Origin of the sequence: Acinetobacter sp. R933-2 (assembly GCF_030325485.1) — a bacterium.
Classification (GTDB): domain Bacteria; phylum Pseudomonadota; class Gammaproteobacteria; order Pseudomonadales; family Moraxellaceae; genus Acinetobacter; species Acinetobacter sichuanensis.
The window spans coordinates 146,460-168,616 of sequence record NZ_JACAIJ010000010.1 but is presented as its reverse complement, the minus strand read 5'-3'; the positions used below and the strand labels follow the sequence as shown (position 1 = coordinate 168,616).

Below are 22,157 nucleotides of genomic sequence, written 5' to 3'. Positions count from 1 at the left end.
CATACAGTTGCAATCGCAGCAGTTAAAGTTGTTTTACCATGGTCAACGTGACCAATTGTGCCCACGTTTACGTGTGGTTTATTACGTTCAAACTTAGCCTTAGCCATGAGTTTTTCCTTTTTAAACTACTCATGTAGGGTTAACTACATGAGCATTTGGTTTTTTAACTATGAATTAGTTTGGGCTTATAGTAATCGAAAGATTACTCGTCGTCACCTTTTTTACCACCAGATTGGAACTTAGTAATGATGCCTTCCGCCACGTTACGTGGAGTTTCAGCATATTTAGCAAATTCCATAGAGTATGTCGCACGACCTTGAGACATAGAACGCATTTGAGTCGCGTAACCAAACATCTCAGCAAGTGGAACTTCCGCACGAATTGCTTTAGTACCACCAGGTAAATCGTCCATACCTTGAACCATACCACGACGACGGTTTAAGTCACCCATGATATCGCCCATGTAATCTTCTGGAGTTTCTACTTCAACTTTCATGATCGGTTCAAGCAAGATAGGATCTGCTTTCATGAAACCGTCACGGAATGCATAAGAACCTGCCATCTTGAACGATAATTCATCAGAGTCGACGTCGTGGTAAGAACCGTCAAATAATGTCGCTTTAATACCAACAACTGGGTAACCTGCAAGAACACCATTTTTCATGCGCTCTTGAATACCTTTGTCAACCGCACCAAAGAATTCTTTAGGTACTACACCACCTACAACTTCTTCAGCGAACTCGTAATCTTTACCAGCGTCTTCAGCAAGCGGCTCTAAACGTACGTATACGTGACCGAATTTACCTTTACCACCAGTTTGACGTACGAATTTACCTTCTTGTTCAACCGATTTTTTGATCGTTTCACGGTAAGAAACCATTGGTTTACCAATGTTTGCTTCTACACCGAATTCACGTTTCATACGGTCAACAATGATGTCAAGGTGAAGCTCACCCATACCTGCAATAATTGTTTGACCAGATTCTTCATCAGTACGTACACGGAATGATGGATCTTCTTTTGCCAAACGACCTAAAGCAACTGACATTTTTTCTTGGTCAGCTTTAGTTTTAGGTTCAACTGCAAGTGCAATTACTGGCTCAGGGAATTCCATGCGCTCAAGTGTAATTACATTGTTTTCATCACAAAGTGTATCACCAGTTGTAGTATCTTTAAGACCTACACACGCTGCGATATCACCTGCACGAATTTCTTCGATGTCATGACGATCGTTAGCATGCATCTGTACGATACGACCAACACGCTCACGCTTCATTTTTACTGGGTTATAACACGGGCTACCCGCTTTAAGAACACCAGAGTAAACACGTACGAAAGTTAAGTTACCTACGAACTTATCATTCATGATTTTGAATGCTAACGCAGCGAATGGAGCGTCGTCAGATGCTTCACGAGAACCTTCAGTTTCGTCTTTGTCGTCAAGGATACCTTTGATCGCTTCAACGTCAGTCGGCGCTGGTAAGAATTCAATAACAGCATCCAACATACGTTGAACACCTTTGTTTTTGAATGCTGAACCACAAAGCATTGGCTGAATTTCGTTTGCCAAAGTACGTTGACGGATACCTGCTGTAATTTCTTCTTTAGTTAAATCGCCTTCTTCTAGGTATTTATCCATGAGTTCTTCTGATGCTTCAGCAGCAGCTTCAACCATGTTAGTACGCCATTCTTGCGCTAACTCAACTAATTCAGCAGGAATTTCACCATATTCGAACTTCATACCTTGAGATGCTTCATCCCAGATAATCGCTTTCATTTCGATAAGGTCAACAACACCTTGGAAGTTTTCTTCTGCACCAATTGGAACAACGATTGGCACTGGAGAAGCACCAAGACGTGTTTTCATTTGTTCTACAGCACGGAAGAAGTTCGCACCTGTACGGTCCATTTTGTTAACGAACGCAATACGTGGAACTTTATATTTATTTGCTTGACGCCATACAGTTTCAGACTGAGGTTGTACACCACCTACAGCACAGTAAACCATGCACGCACCGTCAAGAACACGCATAGAACGCTCAACTTCGATTGTGAAGTCAACGTGTCCCGGTGTGTCAATAACGTTAATACGGTGTTGCTCGAACTGGTTGCCCATACCTTTCCAGAAACATGTTACTGCTGCTGAAGTAATAGTAATACCACGTTCTTGCTCTTGCTCCATCCAGTCTGTCGTTGCAGAACCTTCGTGAGTTTCACCTAATTTATGGCTCTCACCTGTATAAAACAAAATACGTTCTGAAGTAGTTGTTTTACCTGCATCGATGTGAGCTGAGATACCAATGTTACGGTAACGAGAAATTGGGGTTTGACGAGCCATGATTTCTTGCATTCCTAAATTTTATTGTTTAAAACAGGACGCATCAATATTGTATTGATGCGTACGAATACTCATACCTAGTGGGCAACTTAAATACCCGCGAATCCTCCACTTTGATAGAGGGCGATGTTAAATCGAGCTGCAATACGCATGAGTATTCTCCTGAGATGGACTGTTTTAGCCGCTTAGAAGCGGTAGTGAGAGAAGGCTTTGTTAGCTTCAGCCATACGGTGCACATCTTCACGTTTTTTAATCGCTGAACCTTTACCTTCAGCTGCATCAAGCAACTCACCAGCAAGACGTAAAGCCATTGTTTTTTCAGAACGCTTAGCAGCAGCATCTACTAACCAACGCATAGCCAAGGCAGTACGACGGGATGGGCGTACTTCCATAGGTACTTGGTATGTAGCACCACCAACACGGCGTGCTTTTACTTCAACCATAGGACGAACTTTTTCAAGAGTAGTCTCGAAAAATTCTACTGGGTCTACTTTGTTTTTTTCTTGAACGCGGTCTAAAGCACCGTAAACGATACTTTCAGCAATAGATTTTTTACCATCTTGCATTACGTGGTTCATGAATTTAGCGATTGTTTGGCTACTGAATTTAGGATCCGGAAGGATCTCACGAGCAGCGACTACGCGACGTCTTGGCATTTTAAACTACCTATAAATATGACACTTCAGGTTTATCCAGCATCAGTACAAAGTGTCATGTACTATTCGCTGGCCTTACTACACGTCGCTTGAATTTCACAAAATTAATGCAGAAATCAGACAAGCGAGACGATAAAGGATTGCAGTTCTACGATCTTAAAATTTAATTCTTAAAGAATTATTTCTTAGGACGTTTAGTACCGTATTTAGAACGAGACTGGTTACGATCTTTAACACCAGCGCAGTCTAAAGAACCACGAACGGTATGGTAACGCACACCTGGTAAATCTTTAACACGACCACCACGAATAAGAACAACACTGTGCTCTTGTAAGTTATGACCTTCACCACCGATGTAGCTAGAAACTTCGAAACCTGAAGTTAAACGCACACGGCAAACTTTACGCATTGCTGAGTTAGGTTTTTTAGGTGTAGTTGTGTAAACACGTGTACAAACACCACGACGTTGTGGACAAGCCTTCAACGCAGGAACTTTTGATTTTTCAACCAAAGTAGTACGACCCTTACGGATCAACTGATTTGTTGTTGCCATTTGGCAATTCTCCCGTTAATAAAAAGCCCCAAAAAATTACCACTTTTTGAGGGCATGCAATTGTAAGTCAAGATATAAAAATGGTCAACATTCAAGACTTATCAAATATTCACCATTTCTATTTTTTTCAGTTTTAAATTTACTTTTTTCTATGCGCTAGAATAAGTAAAATTGTGATTATTTTTAGTCTTTAGGCTCTTCTTTTTCAGTTTCTGTTGTAGCTTCAATGTTTTGCGCTATAGCCTGACTGTCCTGTTTATCATCAGATGAGTTTTCCACCTCAGTTTGTACTGGTTTATCCTCAACTTTTTTTGTTGCACTTTTTTCATTTTGTTGCGATTTTTCGGTCAATTTCTCTGATGCTGAGTCAGATGTACGTTTTTTTGCACGTGTTTTCTTTACAGGTTCTGTGACTGGTTGCTCTACCTCAACTGGAGTTTCTGTTTCATTTACTGTAGAAACATGCGCTTTTGCTAAGTCTGCAATACTGTTTTCTTCTTGTGCAAGTAAAGTTTCTGCCTCGTCTTTTCTCAAGACTTGCACCTCTTGAATAGTATCATTTTCAGTGCTTTGAATTTGGTTTGCTTTTGCTTCGAGAACTGCTTCTTGTTGCTGTGCATTTTCCTCTTTTGGAGGCTGAAGCAATGGGCTTGCTTGTGAAAGCAAAATTTCAGACTTTTCAAATGCAGCTAATGCACTGATATTTTCGTTTGGGTGTTGTAATAAATATTGTTGTGCGCCTTTAAATACAAGTTGGGCTTTGTCGGTCGCATCTTCGACAAGCTTCCAGCTATAGCTTGCACTCACACCAATACTAATAAAAGGAGTAATTTTCGAAATAAGATTGAGTTGCGGAATGTAATCTAACCATGCCCATTTGAAAGTACCATCTGAATTAGTTAACCAATTTTTCAATACATCTGTAGAGTAATTTGAGCCTAAAACTTGTTGAAATTGGCTTATATCATGATTTTGCAAAGCTGTAGAAACAGCGCGCAAAGTGATTAGCAATGCCTGCTTTTCTGCTACCGTCCCTAGGTCAATTTTCTTAAAGATAAACTCGACTATTTCATGATCTTCAGGTTTTAACTCAAAACCATGCGCACGACCTGTTTGATAAATACTACGTAAAGCAAGCGCAATTGAAGTTGGAACATCAATTGCTGAACCAATCACACCCGTTGCACCTGTTAAAGCACCTTGAATTGCAGCTAAAATTTTATTTTGATTGGCTAAAGCACCACTAATACGCTGTGAGCGTGCCGAATCTTGACTCAGTTCATGTAAGTTTTTAACACCTACCTCTTTTAACAGCCTTTCTACCGAACTTGTTTCAGAAACAAAATCATTTAATTTATCAAAAAAATAGTCTGACATTTTGTCGTTAAATTGAGGTGAAATAAATGAAGCGACATTATTAATTTTTTTGTAGTGACGCCCTAATAACTGACTAGAAACTTGAGGTAAATGTTCACGTATCATTTGCTGTGGATTGTCATATTGTTTTTTTTCAAACATATTTTTAGAACGGGCTTTTCCCTCAATAACAGTACTTTTTTGTGGGGTCTGATCTAATTTATTCACTGAATTTGGTGCGGCATGGTTCAACATACTTAAACCTGTTGTACCCAGTTTTTTAGCAAGACCAAATGTATTCGATAATATACCACTTGATTGTTTCTTATTAGAATCTGTCATTTGAACCTTACTCCACTCATTTTTATCGGTTTAATCAAATACTAAGGATTGTGAGCAATTATCTCAACTCAAATTACGTATGTTTGGCTAAAAATACAAAAACGCCACAATCACTTTACGATGAAACACATACTTAAGTCACAATTTGTCGCATTCATGCTAATAACGCTGTGATAGATGTCAGCTCTGCGCTATGATTATTTCACTATTTAAAAAGATTATTTAAGCAAAATGGATAACAATCAACAATTAAATCAGACCCTAAAATTAAGTGCTGAACAAAAATATAGCGATGAATTACAACGCTTAAAAGCGCAAGATCAAAAACGTAAACCTCAAGGATGGCAACTCTCAGCTTATGCTGTTCGTGATTTTATTTTAGGCAATACTCAGCTCAATATTCAAAAAAAATTCTATGGTGATGATGCCTTAGTGGATCGAGCATTGGTCACGCTTATGGGGAATCAAGGACTGATGTTAGTTGGTCAACCAGGTACAGCAAAATCAATGCTCTCTGAACTATTTAGTGCTGCAATCGGTGGCAATTCACAATTAACCATTCAAGGTACAGCAGGAACAACTGAAGATCATATTAAGTATTCGTGGAATTATGCGCTGCTATTATCTGAAGGTCCTTCAGAAAAGTCGCTGATTCCCTCCCCTCTATACTTTGCGATGCAACAAGGTAAATTAGCACGTTTTGAGGAAATTACCCGTTGCCCACCTGAAATACAGGATGTTTTAGTCTCTCTTTTGTCAGAGAAACAGATGATGATTCCTGAAATGGGGCAAGATTTTAGTATTTCTGCACAACAAGGTTTTAACTTAATTGCAACTGCGAACTTAAGGGATCGTGGTGTGCATGAAATGTCCGCAGCATTAAAACGTCGTTTTAATTTTGAAACAGTAAAACCCATCAAAAATCGTGAGTTTGAAATTGAACTCGTACAATTACAACTCAAACAGCAAATTGGTGATTTATTTTCTGAGCTGCAAGTACAACCACAAGTCATTGAATTATTAGTCACTATTTTTAATGAATTACGTACAGGTCAAAGTCTACAAGGCGCAAGCTTAAAGACCCCTGATGCTGTGATGTCGACAGCAGAAGCGGTCAATATTGCACATGCAGCAAGCCTACAAGCCATTTATCTTGGTGATGGTATCTTAAAAGCTGAACACATTGCACAACAACTGGTTGGCGTAGTGTTTAAGGATAATCCTGAGGATGCAAAACGTTTACGTTATTATTTAGACAGCGTTGTGAAAGAACGTGCCCGTCAAGACAAAGATTGGAAAGCCTTTTTCGATGCTAGCCGTGAGTTTTAAGTATGAGCCAGTTTATGCAGACCCAACTGCCTGAACGACTTGAACAGGCATTTCAATATAAACAACAACTTGAACAGCAGCAGCTTTTTTTTGCACCCATTAGGCATCATAGTCCTGCTTGTGCATTTGCTTTAAAACATTATATACAAACGCTGCAACCTACACATATTTTGATTGAAGCACCACATCGTTTTCAGTTTTTACTTGAAGCCTTACTTGAGGAAAATACCCAACCACCTATTGCAATTTTTGCTCAAGCGCAAACGCAAACTAAAAATCAAAATGAGCGTGAAGATGAAGAAGCTGTTACAGAAAGCCCTTCTCTTTTTTCTGCCTATTATCCATTTTGTGAATATTCACCTGAATGGGTCGCACTTCAACAAGGGCATGCTCAACAAGCACAAATTGAATTTATTGATTTGTCATGGCAAGAACAAAGTGTGTTCAAACTTGCCCATGCAGCATTGGATTGGTCACAAAAAAATTTAATTTCTGAACGTTATTTAGCACACAGTCAGTTTATTCAAGGTCTTGCACAACAATTACGTTGTCGTGACCATGATGAACTTTGGGATCATTTATTTGAATTACAACATATTTCTCAACTAAAACAGCCTGCTGATTTTTTTAATGATGTATTTACATGGTGTTCTTTAGCACGGTTAGATTATGAACACGATGTCTTGCTACAAGATGCTTCTTTGCACCGTGAAGATTGTATGTGGCAAAAAATACACGCAGCTTTGCAACCTAAACATAAAGTTTTGGTGGTCACAGGCGGTTTTCATACGCTTGCTTTAATTGAAAATTTAGCACAGCATCAATCTGCTAAACGCTATACCATTCAACAAAATAAGCAACAAAAATGGCAAGAAAATGCTTGGCTCATCCGTTATAGCTTTGACCGTTTAGATGCTTTAAATGGTTATGCTTCAGGGATGCCTTCCCCTGCATTTTATCAACAGTTTTGGCAAGATTTAAATCAGGAAAATTTAAATGATGTCGTTATCGAACAACAATTTTTAAGCTATTTAACGAACATTTGCCATCATCTAGAAAATAAACAGGTTTTAGATGTAACGGCTTATATTGCCTTAAAAAATACAGCCGAAGTCGCTCTACAATTAGCCAATTTGCGTGGGCATTATCGTCCTAGCCGTTATGATTTATTAGATGCTATACAAAGTGCTTTGGTTAAAGGCGAACTTGATGATGGTCAACAACTGCTATTTACAGAAATTTATGCTTATTTAAGCGGTCAACAACTGGGCAAAGTTGCCGCACATCAGCATAGCCCTGCTTTATTGCAAAATGTATTTAAACAAATTGAAAAATATCGTTTTAATGTCAGTGATACGATTCCTCGTAATCGAAAATTAGATATTTATCGTAAGTCTTTACATCAAGATATCAGTCAATTTTTACATTTGCTTGAATTTATTGATTGTGGTTTTGCACAAAAACTATCAGGACCAGATTTTAGTCAAGGTGCTGGACTTGACTTGTTATTTGAAGAATGGCGTTACACATGGTCACCTTCGGTAGAAGCTCGTTTAATTGAGCTTGCTGAATTAGGCGATCAATTATCACAAATTGCTTTAGGTAAAATTTTAGCTTTACAACAAGAAAATCAGAAAAATGGTTTAGGTCAATCGGCTTTTGAAACAGCAAAATTGCTGACCCTAGCATGTCGTTTAGGCTTAAAAGAACAACTGAATTTATTACAAAAACAGTTACATCAATATTTACAAACAGATCAAAACTTACAATCTGTGGTCAGTGCTGCACAACAACTCTATTACTTATGGAGTGGTCGAAAACTGCTTCAATTGCCTGAATATATATTACAAAGTAGTTTATTCGATGCAGTCAAACAAGCTTGTTTTTTACTAGAGCAGCTATATGACACACATGAAGATAAAATTGAATCCAATCTCACTCATTTTAAAACCTTACATGACTTGGTTTTATCCGTCGAAAAGCTAAAACCTGAACAGGATCAAAGCTCATTTTTAACGTTATTTTATCAGCATATACAGCGTTCAAAATTAGAGGAGTTTCGACTCAATAAGTTAAAAGGTGCATTAGATAGTTTAATGTTTTTAGATCATCAGATTGATCAAGAACAACTTAAAACCTATTTAAAAACTGCTTTTGCTATAGGCAGTGACGCAGACGAAGCTGTGCAATATGTACAAGGTATGTTTGCGATTGCTCCTGAGATTTTTGTGCAATCCTCTATTGCAATTCAGTCATTGTATGAATTGGTTTCACATTGGCGTGAAGAGACTTTCTTACAAATTTTGCCTGATTTGCGTTATATCTTTAGTCAGCTTTCACCAAAGCAAAATTCGGCTGTTTCACAACATATTGCCCAAATGGCGGGCTTATCAGGTCAAGTCATTTTAGATCAGGTGTATAGTGATATTAGTGAACATGACATGTTAAATGCTGCACATTTAAATCAACAATTACAACAAATTTTACAACATGATCAACTCGAAAACTGGTTGAAAGGAGTTGAAATATGACACAAGATTCAGACCTTTCAGTTTCTATGGAAACAACAGCAACTGACCTAGATGATTTAGATCGTGCTCGTCGTTGGCGACTCATTTTAGGACGTTATTCTGACCAAAGTTTATCTACTGCTGGATTTTCAGGTGAACAGTTAAAATTAGAGCGTAATCTCGATTATTTATATCAAAATGAATATAAACGTCGTGGTGTACAGCAAGCAAATAATCGACATGGGGGTCTAGAAGGTTCTCAACTTACTGCGATTAATTGGCTCAATCAAAGCCGCAAGCTTTTTCCAAAATCAACGTTTGAGCGTATGCAAAAGCATGCTTTGGAACGATATCAATTACAAGGCTTACTGAACGATCCTGCAAGTATTCGAGAACTTGAACCAAACCCTGCAACTGCCAAAGCCTTATTGAGTATGCGTGGTCGTTTGAGTAGCGAAGCTAAAGAAGCTGTGCGTGAAGTGATTCGCAAAGTCGTTGAAGAACTTTTACAAAAAATCCGCACCCAATTTTTACAATCTTTACAAGGTCGTCGTAACCGTTTTCGTCGCTCACATATTCAACAAGCACAAAATTTTGACTGGAAACGTACCATTGAAAATAACTTAAAAAATTATCAGCCTGATCGTAAAAAAATTATTATTCAAAATCCTATTTTCAATGCGCGAGTACAAAAACACTTGTCGTGGGAAATTGTTTTATGCGTGGATCAAAGTGGGTCAATGTTAGATTCAGTGATGTATGCAGCCATTTGTGCCAGTATTTTAGCAGCACTCCCTGCGGTCAAAATTAGTTTGGTTTTGTTCGATACGCAAGTCGTTGATTTGAGTCATTTAGCGCATGACCCTGTAGAGGTTTTATTAACTGTGCAACTGGGTGGCGGTACCAATATTGGTATGGCAATGGAGTATTGTGCCAAAAAAATCACTCAACCCAATCGTAGTATTTTGATACTCATCAGTGACTTTGAAGAAGGCGCATCTTTACAACATTTACTCAATACCACAGCAAAATTAAATGAACAAGGTTGTAAATTACTTGGTTTAGCAGCTTTAGACAGTCAAGCAAATCCTGTATATGACAGCAATATCGCACAAAAACTACAAGAACGAGGGATGCAAATTGCTGCTATGACACCTGATCATTTAGCCAATTGGTTTGCGGAGGTCATGCAATGATTGGGCAAATTTATTTACAATATGATGAAGAAAGCCTTGCTTTACATAGTAATACAGGTTTAATTCGACGTGCTAAAAAATCAATCGAAGACGTTCAATATATTGAAAATACAGCACCGTTACACTTTAAAGTTGAAGAGTTTGATGTCTATTTACCTGAACAAGGGATCACTGAAGCACAATGTAACTGCTCTGCTCAAAATTGCTGTAAACATATTTTAAGTAGTATTTTTTGGTTACAACAAAATCAAGCAACAACAAGCAATGATCAGAACTCAGCTTCCCCATCAACTCATGAAAGTCAATTAGAACCTACTCAAACCTTGACAGTGCAAGCTTCTGCCTTAGATCAAGCACTACAACTCAAAGATAGCGTCCTATTTAAAAAAGTGGGCAAAGCGAATTTACGTTTGGCTTTTGAAATTTGGCAAAACTGGCAACAAGTCAACACTGCTTGTAACATTGAAATATTGGCTGAAAAAATTATTTTCAAAACAGAATTCAGTGAAAATCCAATTCTGTTTTACCCTCAAACAGGCTTTGAAGGTATGTTGTCAGATATTGATGACAATAAAAAAAATGCGGTACATTTGGCGTGTATTGCACATTTATTTCAGCAACAATCTGCCGAATTATGGCAATGGTCTGAAGATTTACAACAGCAGTATCGTCAAAGTACACAGCATGCCTTAAACAAAGAAGATATTGATTTTATTTCAGAAATAAAAAATCTGTGCCAACAATTTATCCAACAAGGTTTATCTCATTTAGCCAAAGAGTCGGTATTGTCTTTACATATTTTAAATATGCAAGCACGAGCACAAAACTTACCACGACTCGCAGCGCTGCTCAGACAGTTGCATGGCATGATGCAACAACTACTCGAACATGATATACAAACTGATGAACAACAAATTTTCTCACAATTGGCATATTTAAATGCCTATCTATTTGCTTTAGAACAGAGCCAACAGCAAACTGAAATATTTACTCGTCTAAAAGGTGCTGTACAACGTGATTATCAAGCCCAAAGCACACAACGTTTAATTCCCTTAGGATGTGAATGGTGGCAAACAGACAGCGGTGCGCAAGGTTTAACAGTCACTTTTTGGGATGAACAACAGCAGCATAGTCGTGAAGTCACTCAAGCACGTGGTCATCGTTTGGACAGCACTTTTTCTAAAGAGAGTGCTGCACAATCAGGGATTTGGGGAAGCGCTTTAGATTATTTATTACAACATCAAATTCAACTTACTCAAGCAAAAGTAAGTTCTGAGGTCAATCTTAGCCCAAGTACAGATACACGTTTTATTCAAATTGATCCTTTTAAAAAACTCAGCCTAGAAGACTTTGAACAGATGAACATCGGCTTAAATGATTGGTCAATGCTTCATCAGTGGATCCAACCAAAGTCAAGTTTAGAGCAAAATCCTTACCGCTATCTTTTACTCCGTCATCAGCAGATTTTTGCGCCTGAGTTAAACGAACATGAACAATGTTTTGAATGTCGTATTCAAGACCTTCATGGTACTGCCTTAAAACTCAGTTTACCTATTGAGGTTCAATATCAAGCTCGCATTAAAAGCCTCACGACATTGTTCAATCAAAATGAAAAAATTGTTGCAACTTTAGTTCGTCTAGATCTTAGTCAGCAAAATATTCAACTGATTCCATGTAGCTTAATTTTAGAAAAGAAACAACAGTTAGAAATTTTTAGCTTGGATTATCACTCTCCTCGCTATAAAAAAAGTAGTTTGACTGAACTGATCACAGGACGTATTGAGAAATTATTGCAACAGAAAAAACAATGGCAAACACCTCCTCAACAATCCACCTTAGACATTGCGGTACAACAAACACAGTCTGTACTTGAGTTTTATGCCAATACAGGGCGTGAAGTGCTGGATCCTGAAGATAAAACCAAACTGAAACAGCTTGCACAACTTTATGCAGATTTAGGACTAGAAGTTGTACAACGAAGTCTTATTTCAGGTTTAGAAATGTCTTCGCTTGCAGCGGCTTTACTCAAATGGCGACATTTATTTTTACAAATACAACGCCTGTCTTATCACTTACCTATAGAAAGACAAGTTATGTCGTGAAGTTGCAAAAATGCTATTCAATTTTTTGTTTTATTTTTTATGATAGATCGACAACGTATTTATTTTTGCACTTTTTTTAAATAACAAATACTCCTTTAATGGAATAGGAATTTTAACCATGCTCAATCAATTGATGTCTAAAATTGAATCCTTATTTTCCAGTCCAGATCATAAGCAGAACAACCAAAACCAACAATCAACACAAGAAGCAAACACCGAACAAGAAGCAAACACCGAACAAGAAGCAAACCCCGAACAACAAGCAACAAAACCGCAAGAATATAATCAAAAACTTGTAGACACCATTAAACCTTTATATGAGATTTTTAAGGTGCTGAATGAAGTGGATGATAGTCTGATGAAGAATATTATTCCGTTTATTATTGAAGGGACAAATCCACAATTTTTACTTCAACTCAGCCAACTTCCTGATGAAAAAGCAGCTGATTTACTTGGCTATCCGGGGACTTATGAATGGTATTGGACACAAATCCAACTCAATAAAGCCCAAGAAAAATTAAAAAAACAATCCATTAAATCCCGTAAACAACTCAGTGATCATTTGTTTGACACACTCAGTAATGAACAAATCAGACGTTTAGGCAAAGTCTATGAAAGTATCACCCAACAAAAAAATTATAAAGAGCTCTACTCACCCGTTCCTGTATGGTTTCATTATATTGTCGTCGATGCTCTCATTACCTTACAACAGCACCATAACTTTAGTGAAATTGGTGCAAAAAAACTCATTAAACAGTCTTGGACATTAGAAAAACTACATCAACTTTTAGCCGACGATGAACCAACATTAGCCCAGCATTTGGTGGTGTTTATTTTTGAACGTGCAGGCTGTAGTAGTTATTATGCAGATCGTTTAGATTTAATTTTTGAACTGTCCGATACCGATGCTTATATTGCTGCCCATTTAGATTCCTTAAAAAAAGAAATCCCAAACTTAAGTGTTGATGGTCAAACTGTCTTTTTAGAATATCTCAAACGCAAACCTGAAATTTTACAACAACTCCCCGAGTTGATTGTTAAGCTCACGATTGGGCGTTCAAAAACCATTCGTGACCTTGCTGTAAGTTTATTAAGTCAATTAAATGATGAAGATAGTCAGCATTATCTACAACAATATTTGCTCCAAGGTTCAAGTAAAGAACGTGGTTTTGCTGCTGAATTACTTGCCCGTTTAGGCGAACAAAACTTAGCAGTTTTAGAACAAGCCTATGAAAATGAAAAACAAAAAGCTGTTCAACAACTTATTTTAATGGCAATTCAACGCCTAAAAGCAGTCAATCAATCCAGTCATCATGAAAGCTTTGAAATCCCTGAATTTACACCACTTGCAATTCGAGATATTCCTGCAAACTTCACTGAAATCTTGCATCAAAATCATCAACAACTTGTAAGCAAAGCAGAAATCGCAGCAAATGCTGAAATTGAAGACAATAAAACCAATAGTTACCGTTCAGACTGGGCACAAAAAAGATTTCGCCGTCTTAGAAATATCAAAGCAACGAGTATTGATCAACTTTTAGCACAAATTAATGGTCATACCAAACGCAGCCCTTTTGAAAGCGATGTTGATATCATTACGCACCAATCTAAACTTTATAATTATCCTGAGTATTCGTTATTACATGCTTTGCGGATTCATGCCACCCGTCATGCAAATCATATTGTTCACTGGAATAGTATTTTTGCCGATTTACCACCAGCCCAATATGACAATTTAGACCTACGCCAAATTTCACAAGCACTTAATGACACAGGGTATGAAAATTCAATTCGTCAAATTGCACAAGGTATGCTCATTTCAAGCTATTGGCATGATTTACATCAATATATTGTGCAAGCCGAAAAAATTTGGCCTTTCTTTGCTGAACATCCTGAGTTTATCAGTGAAGCATTAGGACTTAGCCCTTCTTTGGAAGAAAGCGCTTATAGTCAATTTGAACCCATCAAAGCGATTAAAATTTTAGAGTCATTTCCTACTATTCCACAACAATTCATTCCACGTTTGCTTGAATTTGCTTTAGGTGAAAATAAACGTCTGCGTTTTGACGCACAGCAAGCTTTACAACGTTTACCTGAAATCCATTTACGTGCCATTGAAGCTTTAGAGTCAGGAAAACAAGAAATTCGTGTCACTGCCATTGAATGGCTTGCTCGTTTACAAAATCAAGATGCTATAGAACCTTTATATGCTTTACTGAAAAAAGAGAAAAAGGAAGTCGTACGTGCTGCCCTATTAACCTCACTAGAAAAACTAGGACAAGATATTAGCCCATACTTGTCTGAGAAAGTGTTATTAAAAGAAGCTGAACAAGGCTTAAAAGCTAAAATTTCCAGTAGTTTCACTTGGTTTGATGCTAAAACTTTACCTGAGATTACTTGGAAAAATGGCAAAAAAGTTAATCCTGATATTATTCATTGGTGGGTTGTTTTGGCTGAAAAACTCAAAGACCCTAAAGCCAATGCTTTGTTTCAACGTTATCTTGGTTTACTTGATGAAAAAAGTCAGCAAAAACTTGCCAACCATTTACTGCATAGTTTTATTCAACAAGATACTTTATCGCCAACTTTAGAACAAGCAACTGAAGTTGCTGTCAAACAAGCACCTCAAAACTTACAATCATATCGTGATAGTTATCAAAATTATGGTCATAAATATCCTGAATATTATGCACATTATGCAACCATTACGCTTGAAGAAGTGATTGAAGAAATTAAACGTCAGCAACTTGCGATTTATTTAGGTTCTGCGATTAAAAGCAAAGGCATTTTAGCACTGACCTATCCTGCACAAGGTAGTTTTGCAGTCAAAACCTTGCAAGACTATATGAAACAGCATTATCAACGTCGCTCACAAATTGAAGCGATGATCTCAGCACTCTCAATCAGTAATGATCCTTTAATTATTCAACTTTTATTGTCTTTATCGCGTCGTTACCGTACAACCTCAGTACAAAATTTAGCGACAGAACTGGTCACTGAAATTGCAGAACGTAATCAATGGAGCAGTGATGAATTGGCAGATCGAACGATTCCAACGGCTGGTTTGGATGAAAAAGGTGTACTCAATTTAGAATATGGTTCACGTTTATTTACAGCCATTGTTGATGATAAAGATAAATTTGTGCTTAAAAATGAAGAAGGCAAAGAAGTCAAAACTTTACCTGCGGCACGTCAAAATGATGATGCTGATTTAATCAAAGAAGCAAAAGCTCTTTTCAGCAGCAGCAAGAAAGAACTAAAACAAGTGATTGATTTACAAACACAACGCCTATACGAAGCGATGTGTAGTGAACGTCAATGGTTACAAAGTGAATGGTTTGAATACTTACACGCTCATCCAATTGTACGCCGCCTGATCCAACGTTTGGTGTGGTTAGAAGTCACCGAATCTGGTGAAAAAATCGCTTTCCGTCCAAGTGATGATGGCTGTTTACTCAATTTAGAGGATGACGAAATTGAGATTCAAAGTAACAGTAAAATTCAAATTGCGCATGCTGTTTTAGTCGGGAAAGAAGATGCTCAAGCATGGATTGATCATTTTAAAGACTATAAAGTTAAATTTTTATTTGAGCAAATGAGCCATCATTTACCTGAAATTACTGACCTTAACAGCAAAGATATTTCGGATCGTAAAGGTTGGATCACAGACACATTTACCTTACGTGGTGTCGTCAACAAACTGGGTTATCAACGTGCAAGCATTGAAGATGCAGGTTCTTTTGATCGTTATACCAAGCCATTTAAGCAATTGGGTATTCATGTACAAATTGTCTTTAGCGGTAGTTATGTGCCTGAGGAAAATATTCCAGCAGTCTTATTTGAGTTGGAATTTGACAAATTAGGCAGCCGCTCTTGGAGTTCAAATAGCCTTCCGCTCAGTGATGTTCCGCCAATTTTATTAGCAGAAAGCTATGCTGATTATTTAAAAGTGGCAGATGCTTGTACAGGTTTTGACCCAGAATGGGAAAAGAAAACACCTTGGTAATTTGCCTAAACCAAGTCATTCTCCTCAACCAGTACACAATTGCCCATTTCTAATGTGATGAATTGGGCAATTACATTTTATTTTGCAAATACTTTATGATTCACATACCTTTGCAAACTCAAGCAAAGCAACGTAAACACCGCAATTGACCAAAAAATAAGATGACAGTGTTACTAAAGTCAATCTTTGTAGAATCTATATCTTTCGCCATTGCAGCGTAAAACTAAAAACGCTTAAATGAGCCCATTGTATCTCTTATTTTAAAATAAAGGACTTTGTATGAATCGTCGTGTTGTGATTACGGGCATGGGTATTAACTCTTGTATAGGGAACTCGTTAGAAGATGTCACACATTCTTTGCAAAATGGGATTTCAGGAACACGTCATAATCCAACTTACGAAGAACTCAATTTTAAAAGTCATGTCAGTGCTGCTGCTGAACAAGACTTTGATGGCATTGACCGTAAGTTAAAACGCTTTATGGGCGTTTGTGCAATGTATGCTTATAACGCTGCGGTTGCTGCGGTAGAAAATGCAGGCTTAACAGCTGAACAACTTGGTGGTAATCCTCGTTATGGCATCGCTGGCGGTTCAGGTGGCGGTTCTACAGCATCTGTTGTTGAAATGAAAGAATTATTGGACACTAAAGGCGCACGTAAAATTGGTCCTTTTTTCGTTCCACGTAATATGTCAAACACCATTACAGCAAACGTCGGTGTGGCATTTAAATTACAAGGTGTTGCACACTCAATTACCAGTGCTTGTGCAACTTCTGCTGATGCCATTGGTTATGCTTACAACCTGATTCAATTAGGTAAACAAGACTTAATGCTTGCAGGTGGTGGTGAAGAAGATCATTGGTCACAAAGCTTGTTGTTTGATGCAATGGGTGCATTGTGCTCTAAATATAATGACACACCAGAAAAAGCTTCACGCCCTTATTCAGCAGACCGTGACGGCTTCGTGATTGCAGGCGGTGGTGGTTTCGTGGTACTTGAGTCACTAGAACATGCGCAAGCACGTGGTGCAAATATCTTAGCTGAAGTTGTTGGTTATGCTGCAAACTCTGACGGTGCGGACATGGTTGCACCATCTGGTGAAGGTGCAACACGTTGTATCTTGATGGCTTTAGAAGAAGCAAAACAACATGGCGTAGACAGCATTGACTATGTAAATACGCATGGTACTTCTACACCTGCTGGTGATGTCACTGAACTTAAAGCAATGGAACGTGCTTTTGGTGAAGGTAAAGTACCTGCTCTTAGCTCAACGAAGTCAATGACAGGTCATAGCTTAGGTGCTGCAGGTGTACAAGAGGCGATTTATTCAGTACTCATGATGCAAAATGACTTTATTGCACCAAATATCAACGTCACTGAGTTAGACGAAGGTGCAAAAGGTTTTGATATCGTACTTGAAAAACGTGACGCAAAATTGAATACTGTAATGAGTAACAGTTTCGGTTTTGGCGGTGTAAATGCCTGCCTCATTTTCAAAAAATGGGAAGGCTAATTTGAAAATGGTTGATTTGTTTTAAACACAAGTCAACCACTTCCACACTGCCCTAAAAAGGGTAAATTGATGGATGCTCCTTCAGAAGCTTTCCTTTGGGTCAAAGCACTACATATTATTGCAGTCGTATGCTGGTTTGCAGCATTGTTCTATCTACCACGTTTATATGTTTATCATGCGATGAGTGACGATGCAACGAGCCATCAACACTTTCAAGTGATGGAGCGCAAGTTATATCGTGGCATTATGTGGCCTGCAATGATTGCAACGCTTGTCACCGCTCACTTTTTAGTGGATTGGGGTGATGCAACGCGACATTATCATGAAGCTTTATGGTTTTATCTCAAAGTTGGCTTAGTTGGACTCTTGGTTATTTACCATCTGGTTTGTGGTTATTATCGTAAAAAGTTAATAGATCATCCACATTATAAATCACATAAATTTTGGCGCTTCTTTAATGAATTACCAACGGTGATTTTATTGGCTGTTGTTATTCTAGTGGTCGTCAAGCCGAGCTTTTAAGTTCATGATAAAAAACATCTCCTGTGAGGTTTTTTATTTTTTCAAATCTCATGTCTAAATGTGTATAGCGTACTACGCTCTCACCACCACAATGCAATCAAAGCACTAATGATCGCAAAACCTAAAAATGTACTCATCATGAGTGGCGTTAGCGTTTTTCGATCATCTAAATGATAAGCTTGGGAAAAAATAGCAAATGCAGCAGGCATAGGTAGAGCAGCAATAATTGTTCCTGCATAGAGCATTTCTTTACTGACATTTGGCAGCAAGGATAATCCCGTAAATACTGCTACAGGCATCATAATCATTTTTGCAAAAACCAAGAACATACTTTCCATATCAATTTTTTCAATGGATAAGCCAACCAAACCACCACCAATCACAAAAAGTGCAATAGGTGATGCGGTCTTACCAAGTAAATCTAGGGCTTGATGTAATTGGGTTGGTAATTTGACCTGTAAAAATGCCAAACTTAAACCTAATAAAACAGACAAAATCACAGGATTTTTCAATAACTTTAGTAACGTTTGTCGCAAGAGCAGTGCAATATTTTTCTGTTGTTGTAAACCTGCCTCAGCTAAAGCTAAAACCATCGTAACAATAATGACATTTTCCACAATTAAGGTTAAAGAAATATAGACCGTTGCCTGACTTCCCATCAATAAAGTTAAGATTGCTGTACCAATAAAACCTGTATTAGACATTGCACCACCCATTGCAAAGACGGCTGAATGACTAAATTTATGTTTAAAAACATAATAAAAAACTAAGAAAACAAGTAGATATAAAACAAAAGACACCCCAGCATAAACAAAAAAATATGAAGGATACCAAATTTCATGCAAATCCTTAGATGCCAATGCAACCAACAGCAATGCTGGTAATGAAATACGAATAACAAAAGCACTTAAAGCTGAAATCTGCTCTTTATTAATTAAACTAATTTTTACACTCAAATATCCTAAAAAAAGCAAAATAAAAATAGGCAAGAGTACATTAAATACCATTATGGCAAGTCCTTTTTCCGCATGGTAAATAAAAGAGAAATATATCCTAAAATATATCTCTCAAAAACTTAAATACCGATATGGCATAATATTTTACTTAAATTGAATCAATAAATTTTTCAGTGTATGCGGCTGACAACGTAAATACTGCGGTGCTATTTCAATTTGTTCACCCAAAGCTGCTGCTGCATGCCATGGCCAACGTGGTTCATATAAAATTGCTCGTGCCAATCCGATCGCATCTGCTTCATTTTTGACTAATATCTCTTCTGCTTGTTCTGGCTCAGTAATCAAACCGACAGCAATTACAGGAATAGTGACATGTTTTTTAATTTCGGCTGCAAAAGGCACTTGGTAATTTGCGCCGATTTTAATTTTTTGCTGCACATGTAAGCCACCTGATGAAACATGTATATATACTGCACCTAATTGTTGCAAAGCTTTTGCAAGCCCTATACTAGACTCAAGATTCCAACCCCCCTCTTCATCCATCCAATCTGTCGCTGAAATACGGACTCCCACAGGAAAATCATGCGGTAAAGCAGCTTTTATTGCACTCAATACTTCTAAAGTTAAGCGAATACGATTTTCAAAACTGCCTCCGTATTCATCTGTGCGTACGTTTGATAATGGCGACATAAATTGATGTAACAAGTAACCATGTGCTGCATGAATTTCAATTAATTCAAATCCTGCATCTACAGCACGTTTTGCCGCTTCAGCAAAATCGATAATAATGCGTTGAATTTCATCTGATGTTAAAGCATGAGGTTTTACATCTCGCTCATTAAAAGCAAGCTCGCTTGCAGAAACAGTTTGCCACCCTTGCGGATCTGCTGGGGCTAACTGCCCTTTACCCTGCCAAGGCTTATCAGTAGAGGCTTTACGCCCTGCATGTGCTAACTGTACTGCAAAGGGCATCGGTGATAACTGTTTTACTTTCTGTAAAAGTGTCTGAATTTGATCGCGTTGTTTATCATTCCATAACCCTAAATCAGCATAGCTAATACGCCCTTCCGCCTGTACAGCAGTCGCTTCAACAATACAGAGTCCAGCACCCGATAAAGCATAATTTGCCCATTGTTGTTCATGCCAATAGGTCACATTACCTTGATCTGTTGCCGAATATTGACACATTGGAGCAATCACGATTTTATTACTCAGTTGTAGTTGCCCAAACTGAATTGGTTGAAATAATAAGGACACATTAAACTCCTGTTTTAGTTTTAAGCTATCTTTTTACACTTTAACTTCACTGCTCAAATAAATAGAAAAACAATAAATACATGATCTAAGAACATCATGTTTTTATCGATTAATTTTTACAAAAAGAAGATTTGAAATAGAATGAAATATATTCTATTTCAAATCTTCATCTATTTTTAAAAAATGACTTTACTTGATAATCCGAGTACCAAAGCATTATCTACCTGATCCGTAGCACCGGGATACACGACATATTGCACTAAAGGACGTAACATAAACCATGCTGTTGGATAGTAAGAATAGTTCAATTCAATATTATATTCTGTACTTTTATTTAACACCGCTTTGGTATCACGAAAACGATCATTGACATGTACACGATTCACTCCCAAACCTAAAATATCATTAGGTTGCCCCTCAAATAAGCCAATATATTTCAAGCCTAATTGTTGTGAATTATCAACTTGTGTCGTTGTTTTATCGTGAAAAGTAAAGTTACCAAAACTATGTAAGCCACGGCGTCCTTCACCTGCTGAAGTCAGTTGCTGATCGAAGCTCAACCATGCACCATAACTACGATCTTGCTCTCTTGAGCCTGCCGAATATGCAACATCATATTGATTTTTTGCATCATCCGCTGTGTTATATAATAAACCTGCTCGATAACTTCCTGCTAAATCATGAATTGCTTGTTTAGGTGACCAGACAACTTCCGTAAGGATATTGACGCCATCTGCATTTTTGGTATCCAGATTCCAACCTTGACGCTCCAAAGCATTTTCAGGGTTATATTCATACACCCCAACTTGAGCAAACAGGTCAGGTTGAACCTGATATTTCACTCGTCCACCCCATTGTGATACAGGTGTGTTATACCAAAGCTTACCTTGCCATTTACCCATTTGTGCTGCACAAAACGCATTGCCTTGAAAGTCACACGCCATAACATTGAAGTCTGAACCTAAGCCCATACGTCCAACTTTGACATTAATGCCTTGTTCAGGAAAATTCTTTTCAATGGATAATTCACTTAAACGGCTACCTGAATTTCCTCTCCCCCAATTGGCTTGTGAGTTTGCCCATTGCGGTGCGCTCGGATCTTGAATGCCTTCGACTGTTGTACCTTGACCTTGGCGCGCAGTTACAACTGCTCGCACTGTGGTGTTTGACCAACCTGCCAATTTATCCAAATCTAAAGTTGTACCTAACCAATACTGACTCGCAAATGTAGAAGATTGATGTGCATCATAGCCACCATCAGCCAAGTACGAACTATCTAATGCAATATTAGCATCAAATTTAATACCTTGTTCTGCCCATTCAGTTCGTTGACCACCCCAATCCCCTGTTAAGGTTTTCCCATGAAGATCAAACGCAGTATCAGCATGAGCGGCTGAGAACCATGTTGTTATGGAAATTGTCAAAAGTGGAAATACAAAATTTTTCATAGCAGAGCCTAAATGTTAAAGGTGCTCTATACAAATAAGATCATCAACTCAATTTAAATATGTGAAATTTCTCA

Annotated in this window: 15 protein-coding genes; 7 read left to right on the top strand and 8 right to left on the bottom strand. The window is 37.8% G+C overall.

Features of this window, described 5'->3' with window-relative positions; genetic code table 11:
• From HX005_RS13210 to HX005_RS13190, 5 genes are all read right to left on the bottom strand, one after another.
• On the bottom strand, positions 1–107 hold a 107-nt coding region (locus HX005_RS13210), incomplete at its 3' end, for a GTP-binding protein (protein WP_087553676.1).
• Between the two features lie 95 nt (positions 108–202).
• On the bottom strand, positions 203–2,338 hold the full coding sequence (fusA, locus tag HX005_RS13205) for an elongation factor G (RefSeq protein ID WP_286377704.1): 2,136 nt from the start codon (positions 2,336–2,338) through the stop codon (positions 203–205).
• 185 nt (positions 2,339–2,523) lie between these two features.
• Positions 2,524–2,994: a 30S ribosomal protein S7 gene (gene rpsG, locus HX005_RS13200; protein WP_005190966.1), complete on the bottom strand. Its 471-nt coding sequence runs from the start codon at positions 2,992–2,994 to the stop codon at positions 2,524–2,526.
• A 178-nt stretch (positions 2,995–3,172) separates the two neighbouring features.
• Positions 3,173–3,547: a 30S ribosomal protein S12 gene (gene rpsL / locus HX005_RS13195; RefSeq protein ID WP_002050319.1), complete on the bottom strand. Its 375-nt coding sequence runs from the start codon at positions 3,545–3,547 to the stop codon at positions 3,173–3,175.
• A gap of 183 nt (positions 3,548–3,730) precedes the next feature.
• Positions 3,731–5,245, bottom strand: a complete 1,515-nt coding sequence (locus HX005_RS13190) for an EcsC family protein (protein ID WP_286377703.1) — start codon at positions 5,243–5,245, stop codon at positions 3,731–3,733.
• 231 nt (positions 5,246–5,476) lie between these two features.
• Between HX005_RS13190 and HX005_RS13185 the strand changes: the two genes are divergently transcribed.
• From HX005_RS13185 to hemJ, 7 genes are all read left to right on the top strand, one after another.
• Positions 5,477–6,574, top strand: coding sequence for an ATP-binding protein (locus tag HX005_RS13185; protein WP_286377702.1), 1,098 nt, complete (start codon positions 5,477–5,479; stop codon positions 6,572–6,574).
• A gap of 2 nt (positions 6,575–6,576) precedes the next feature.
• Complete coding sequence (locus HX005_RS13180; protein WP_286377701.1) at positions 6,577–9,105, top strand: DUF5682 family protein; 2,529 nt, start codon at positions 6,577–6,579, stop codon at positions 9,103–9,105.
• A 26-nt stretch (positions 9,106–9,131) separates the two neighbouring features.
• A complete protein-coding gene (locus HX005_RS13175; protein WP_228198981.1) occupies positions 9,132–10,280 on the top strand; it encodes a VWA domain-containing protein in 1,149 nt (382 codons plus the stop codon).
• Positions 10,277–12,382: a hypothetical protein gene (locus tag HX005_RS13170; protein ID WP_286377700.1), complete on the top strand. Its 2,106-nt coding sequence runs from the start codon at positions 10,277–10,279 to the stop codon at positions 12,380–12,382. The genes HX005_RS13175 and HX005_RS13170 overlap by 4 nt, the downstream gene beginning before the upstream one ends.
• A 118-nt stretch (positions 12,383–12,500) precedes the next feature.
• Positions 12,501–16,388 (top strand): DUF4132 domain-containing protein, encoded by a 3,888-nt coding sequence (locus HX005_RS13165; RefSeq protein ID WP_286377699.1) that lies wholly within the window; start codon positions 12,501–12,503, stop codon positions 16,386–16,388.
• Between the two features lie 279 nt (positions 16,389–16,667).
• A complete protein-coding gene (locus HX005_RS13160) occupies positions 16,668–17,900 on the top strand; it encodes a beta-ketoacyl synthase N-terminal-like domain-containing protein (protein WP_107008025.1) in 1,233 nt (410 codons plus the stop codon).
• 69 nt (positions 17,901–17,969) lie between these two features.
• Positions 17,970–18,422, top strand: a complete 453-nt coding sequence (gene hemJ / locus HX005_RS13155) for a protoporphyrinogen oxidase HemJ (protein WP_107008026.1) — start codon at positions 17,970–17,972, stop codon at positions 18,420–18,422.
• A gap of 80 nt (positions 18,423–18,502) precedes the next feature.
• Here hemJ and HX005_RS13150 read toward each other — a convergent pair whose 3' ends face one another.
• From HX005_RS13150 to HX005_RS13140, 3 genes are all read right to left on the bottom strand, one after another.
• Positions 18,503–19,429, bottom strand: coding sequence for an AEC family transporter (locus HX005_RS13150; protein WP_286377698.1), 927 nt, complete (start codon positions 19,427–19,429; stop codon positions 18,503–18,505).
• A 93-nt stretch (positions 19,430–19,522) separates the two neighbouring features.
• On the bottom strand, positions 19,523–20,635 hold the full coding sequence (locus tag HX005_RS13145; protein ID WP_286377697.1) for an NADH:flavin oxidoreductase/NADH oxidase: 1,113 nt from the start codon (positions 20,633–20,635) through the stop codon (positions 19,523–19,525).
• 176 nt (positions 20,636–20,811) lie between these two features.
• Positions 20,812–22,083, bottom strand: coding sequence for a carbohydrate porin (locus tag HX005_RS13140; RefSeq protein WP_286377696.1), 1,272 nt, complete (start codon positions 22,081–22,083; stop codon positions 20,812–20,814).
• Positions 22,084–22,157: the final 74 nt, after the last annotated feature.

What these genes read in the sequence shown, in the direction of transcription:
- fusA (WP_286377704.1), bottom strand. Translation starts at nt 2,338, where the DNA reads ATGGCTCGTCAAACCCCAATTTCTCGTTACCGTAACATTGGTATCTCA.
- rpsG (WP_005190966.1), bottom strand. Translation starts at nt 2,994, where the DNA reads ATGCCAAGACGTCGCGTAGTCGCTGCTCGTGAGATCCTTCCGGATCCT.
- rpsL (WP_002050319.1), bottom strand. Translation starts at nt 3,547, where the DNA reads ATGGCAACAACAAATCAGTTGATCCGTAAGGGTCGTACTACTTTGGTT.
- HX005_RS13190 (WP_286377703.1), bottom strand. Translation starts at nt 5,245, where the DNA reads ATGACAGATTCTAATAAGAAACAATCAAGTGGTATATTATCGAATACA.
- HX005_RS13185 (WP_286377702.1), top strand. Translation starts at nt 5,477, where the DNA reads ATGGATAACAATCAACAATTAAATCAGACCCTAAAATTAAGTGCTGAA.
- HX005_RS13180 (WP_286377701.1), top strand. Translation starts at nt 6,577, where the DNA reads ATGAGCCAGTTTATGCAGACCCAACTGCCTGAACGACTTGAACAGGCA.
- HX005_RS13175 (WP_228198981.1), top strand. Translation starts at nt 9,132, where the DNA reads ATGGAAACAACAGCAACTGACCTAGATGATTTAGATCGTGCTCGTCGT.
- HX005_RS13170 (WP_286377700.1), top strand. Translation starts at nt 10,277, where the DNA reads ATGATTGGGCAAATTTATTTACAATATGATGAAGAAAGCCTTGCTTTA.
- HX005_RS13165 (WP_286377699.1), top strand. Translation starts at nt 12,501, where the DNA reads ATGCTCAATCAATTGATGTCTAAAATTGAATCCTTATTTTCCAGTCCA.
- HX005_RS13160 (WP_107008025.1), top strand. Translation starts at nt 16,668, where the DNA reads ATGAATCGTCGTGTTGTGATTACGGGCATGGGTATTAACTCTTGTATA.
- hemJ (WP_107008026.1), top strand. Translation starts at nt 17,970, where the DNA reads ATGGATGCTCCTTCAGAAGCTTTCCTTTGGGTCAAAGCACTACATATT.
- HX005_RS13150 (WP_286377698.1), bottom strand. Translation starts at nt 19,429, where the DNA reads ATGGTATTTAATGTACTCTTGCCTATTTTTATTTTGCTTTTTTTAGGA.
- HX005_RS13140 (WP_286377696.1), bottom strand. Translation starts at nt 22,083, where the DNA reads ATGAAAAATTTTGTATTTCCACTTTTGACAATTTCCATAACAACATGG.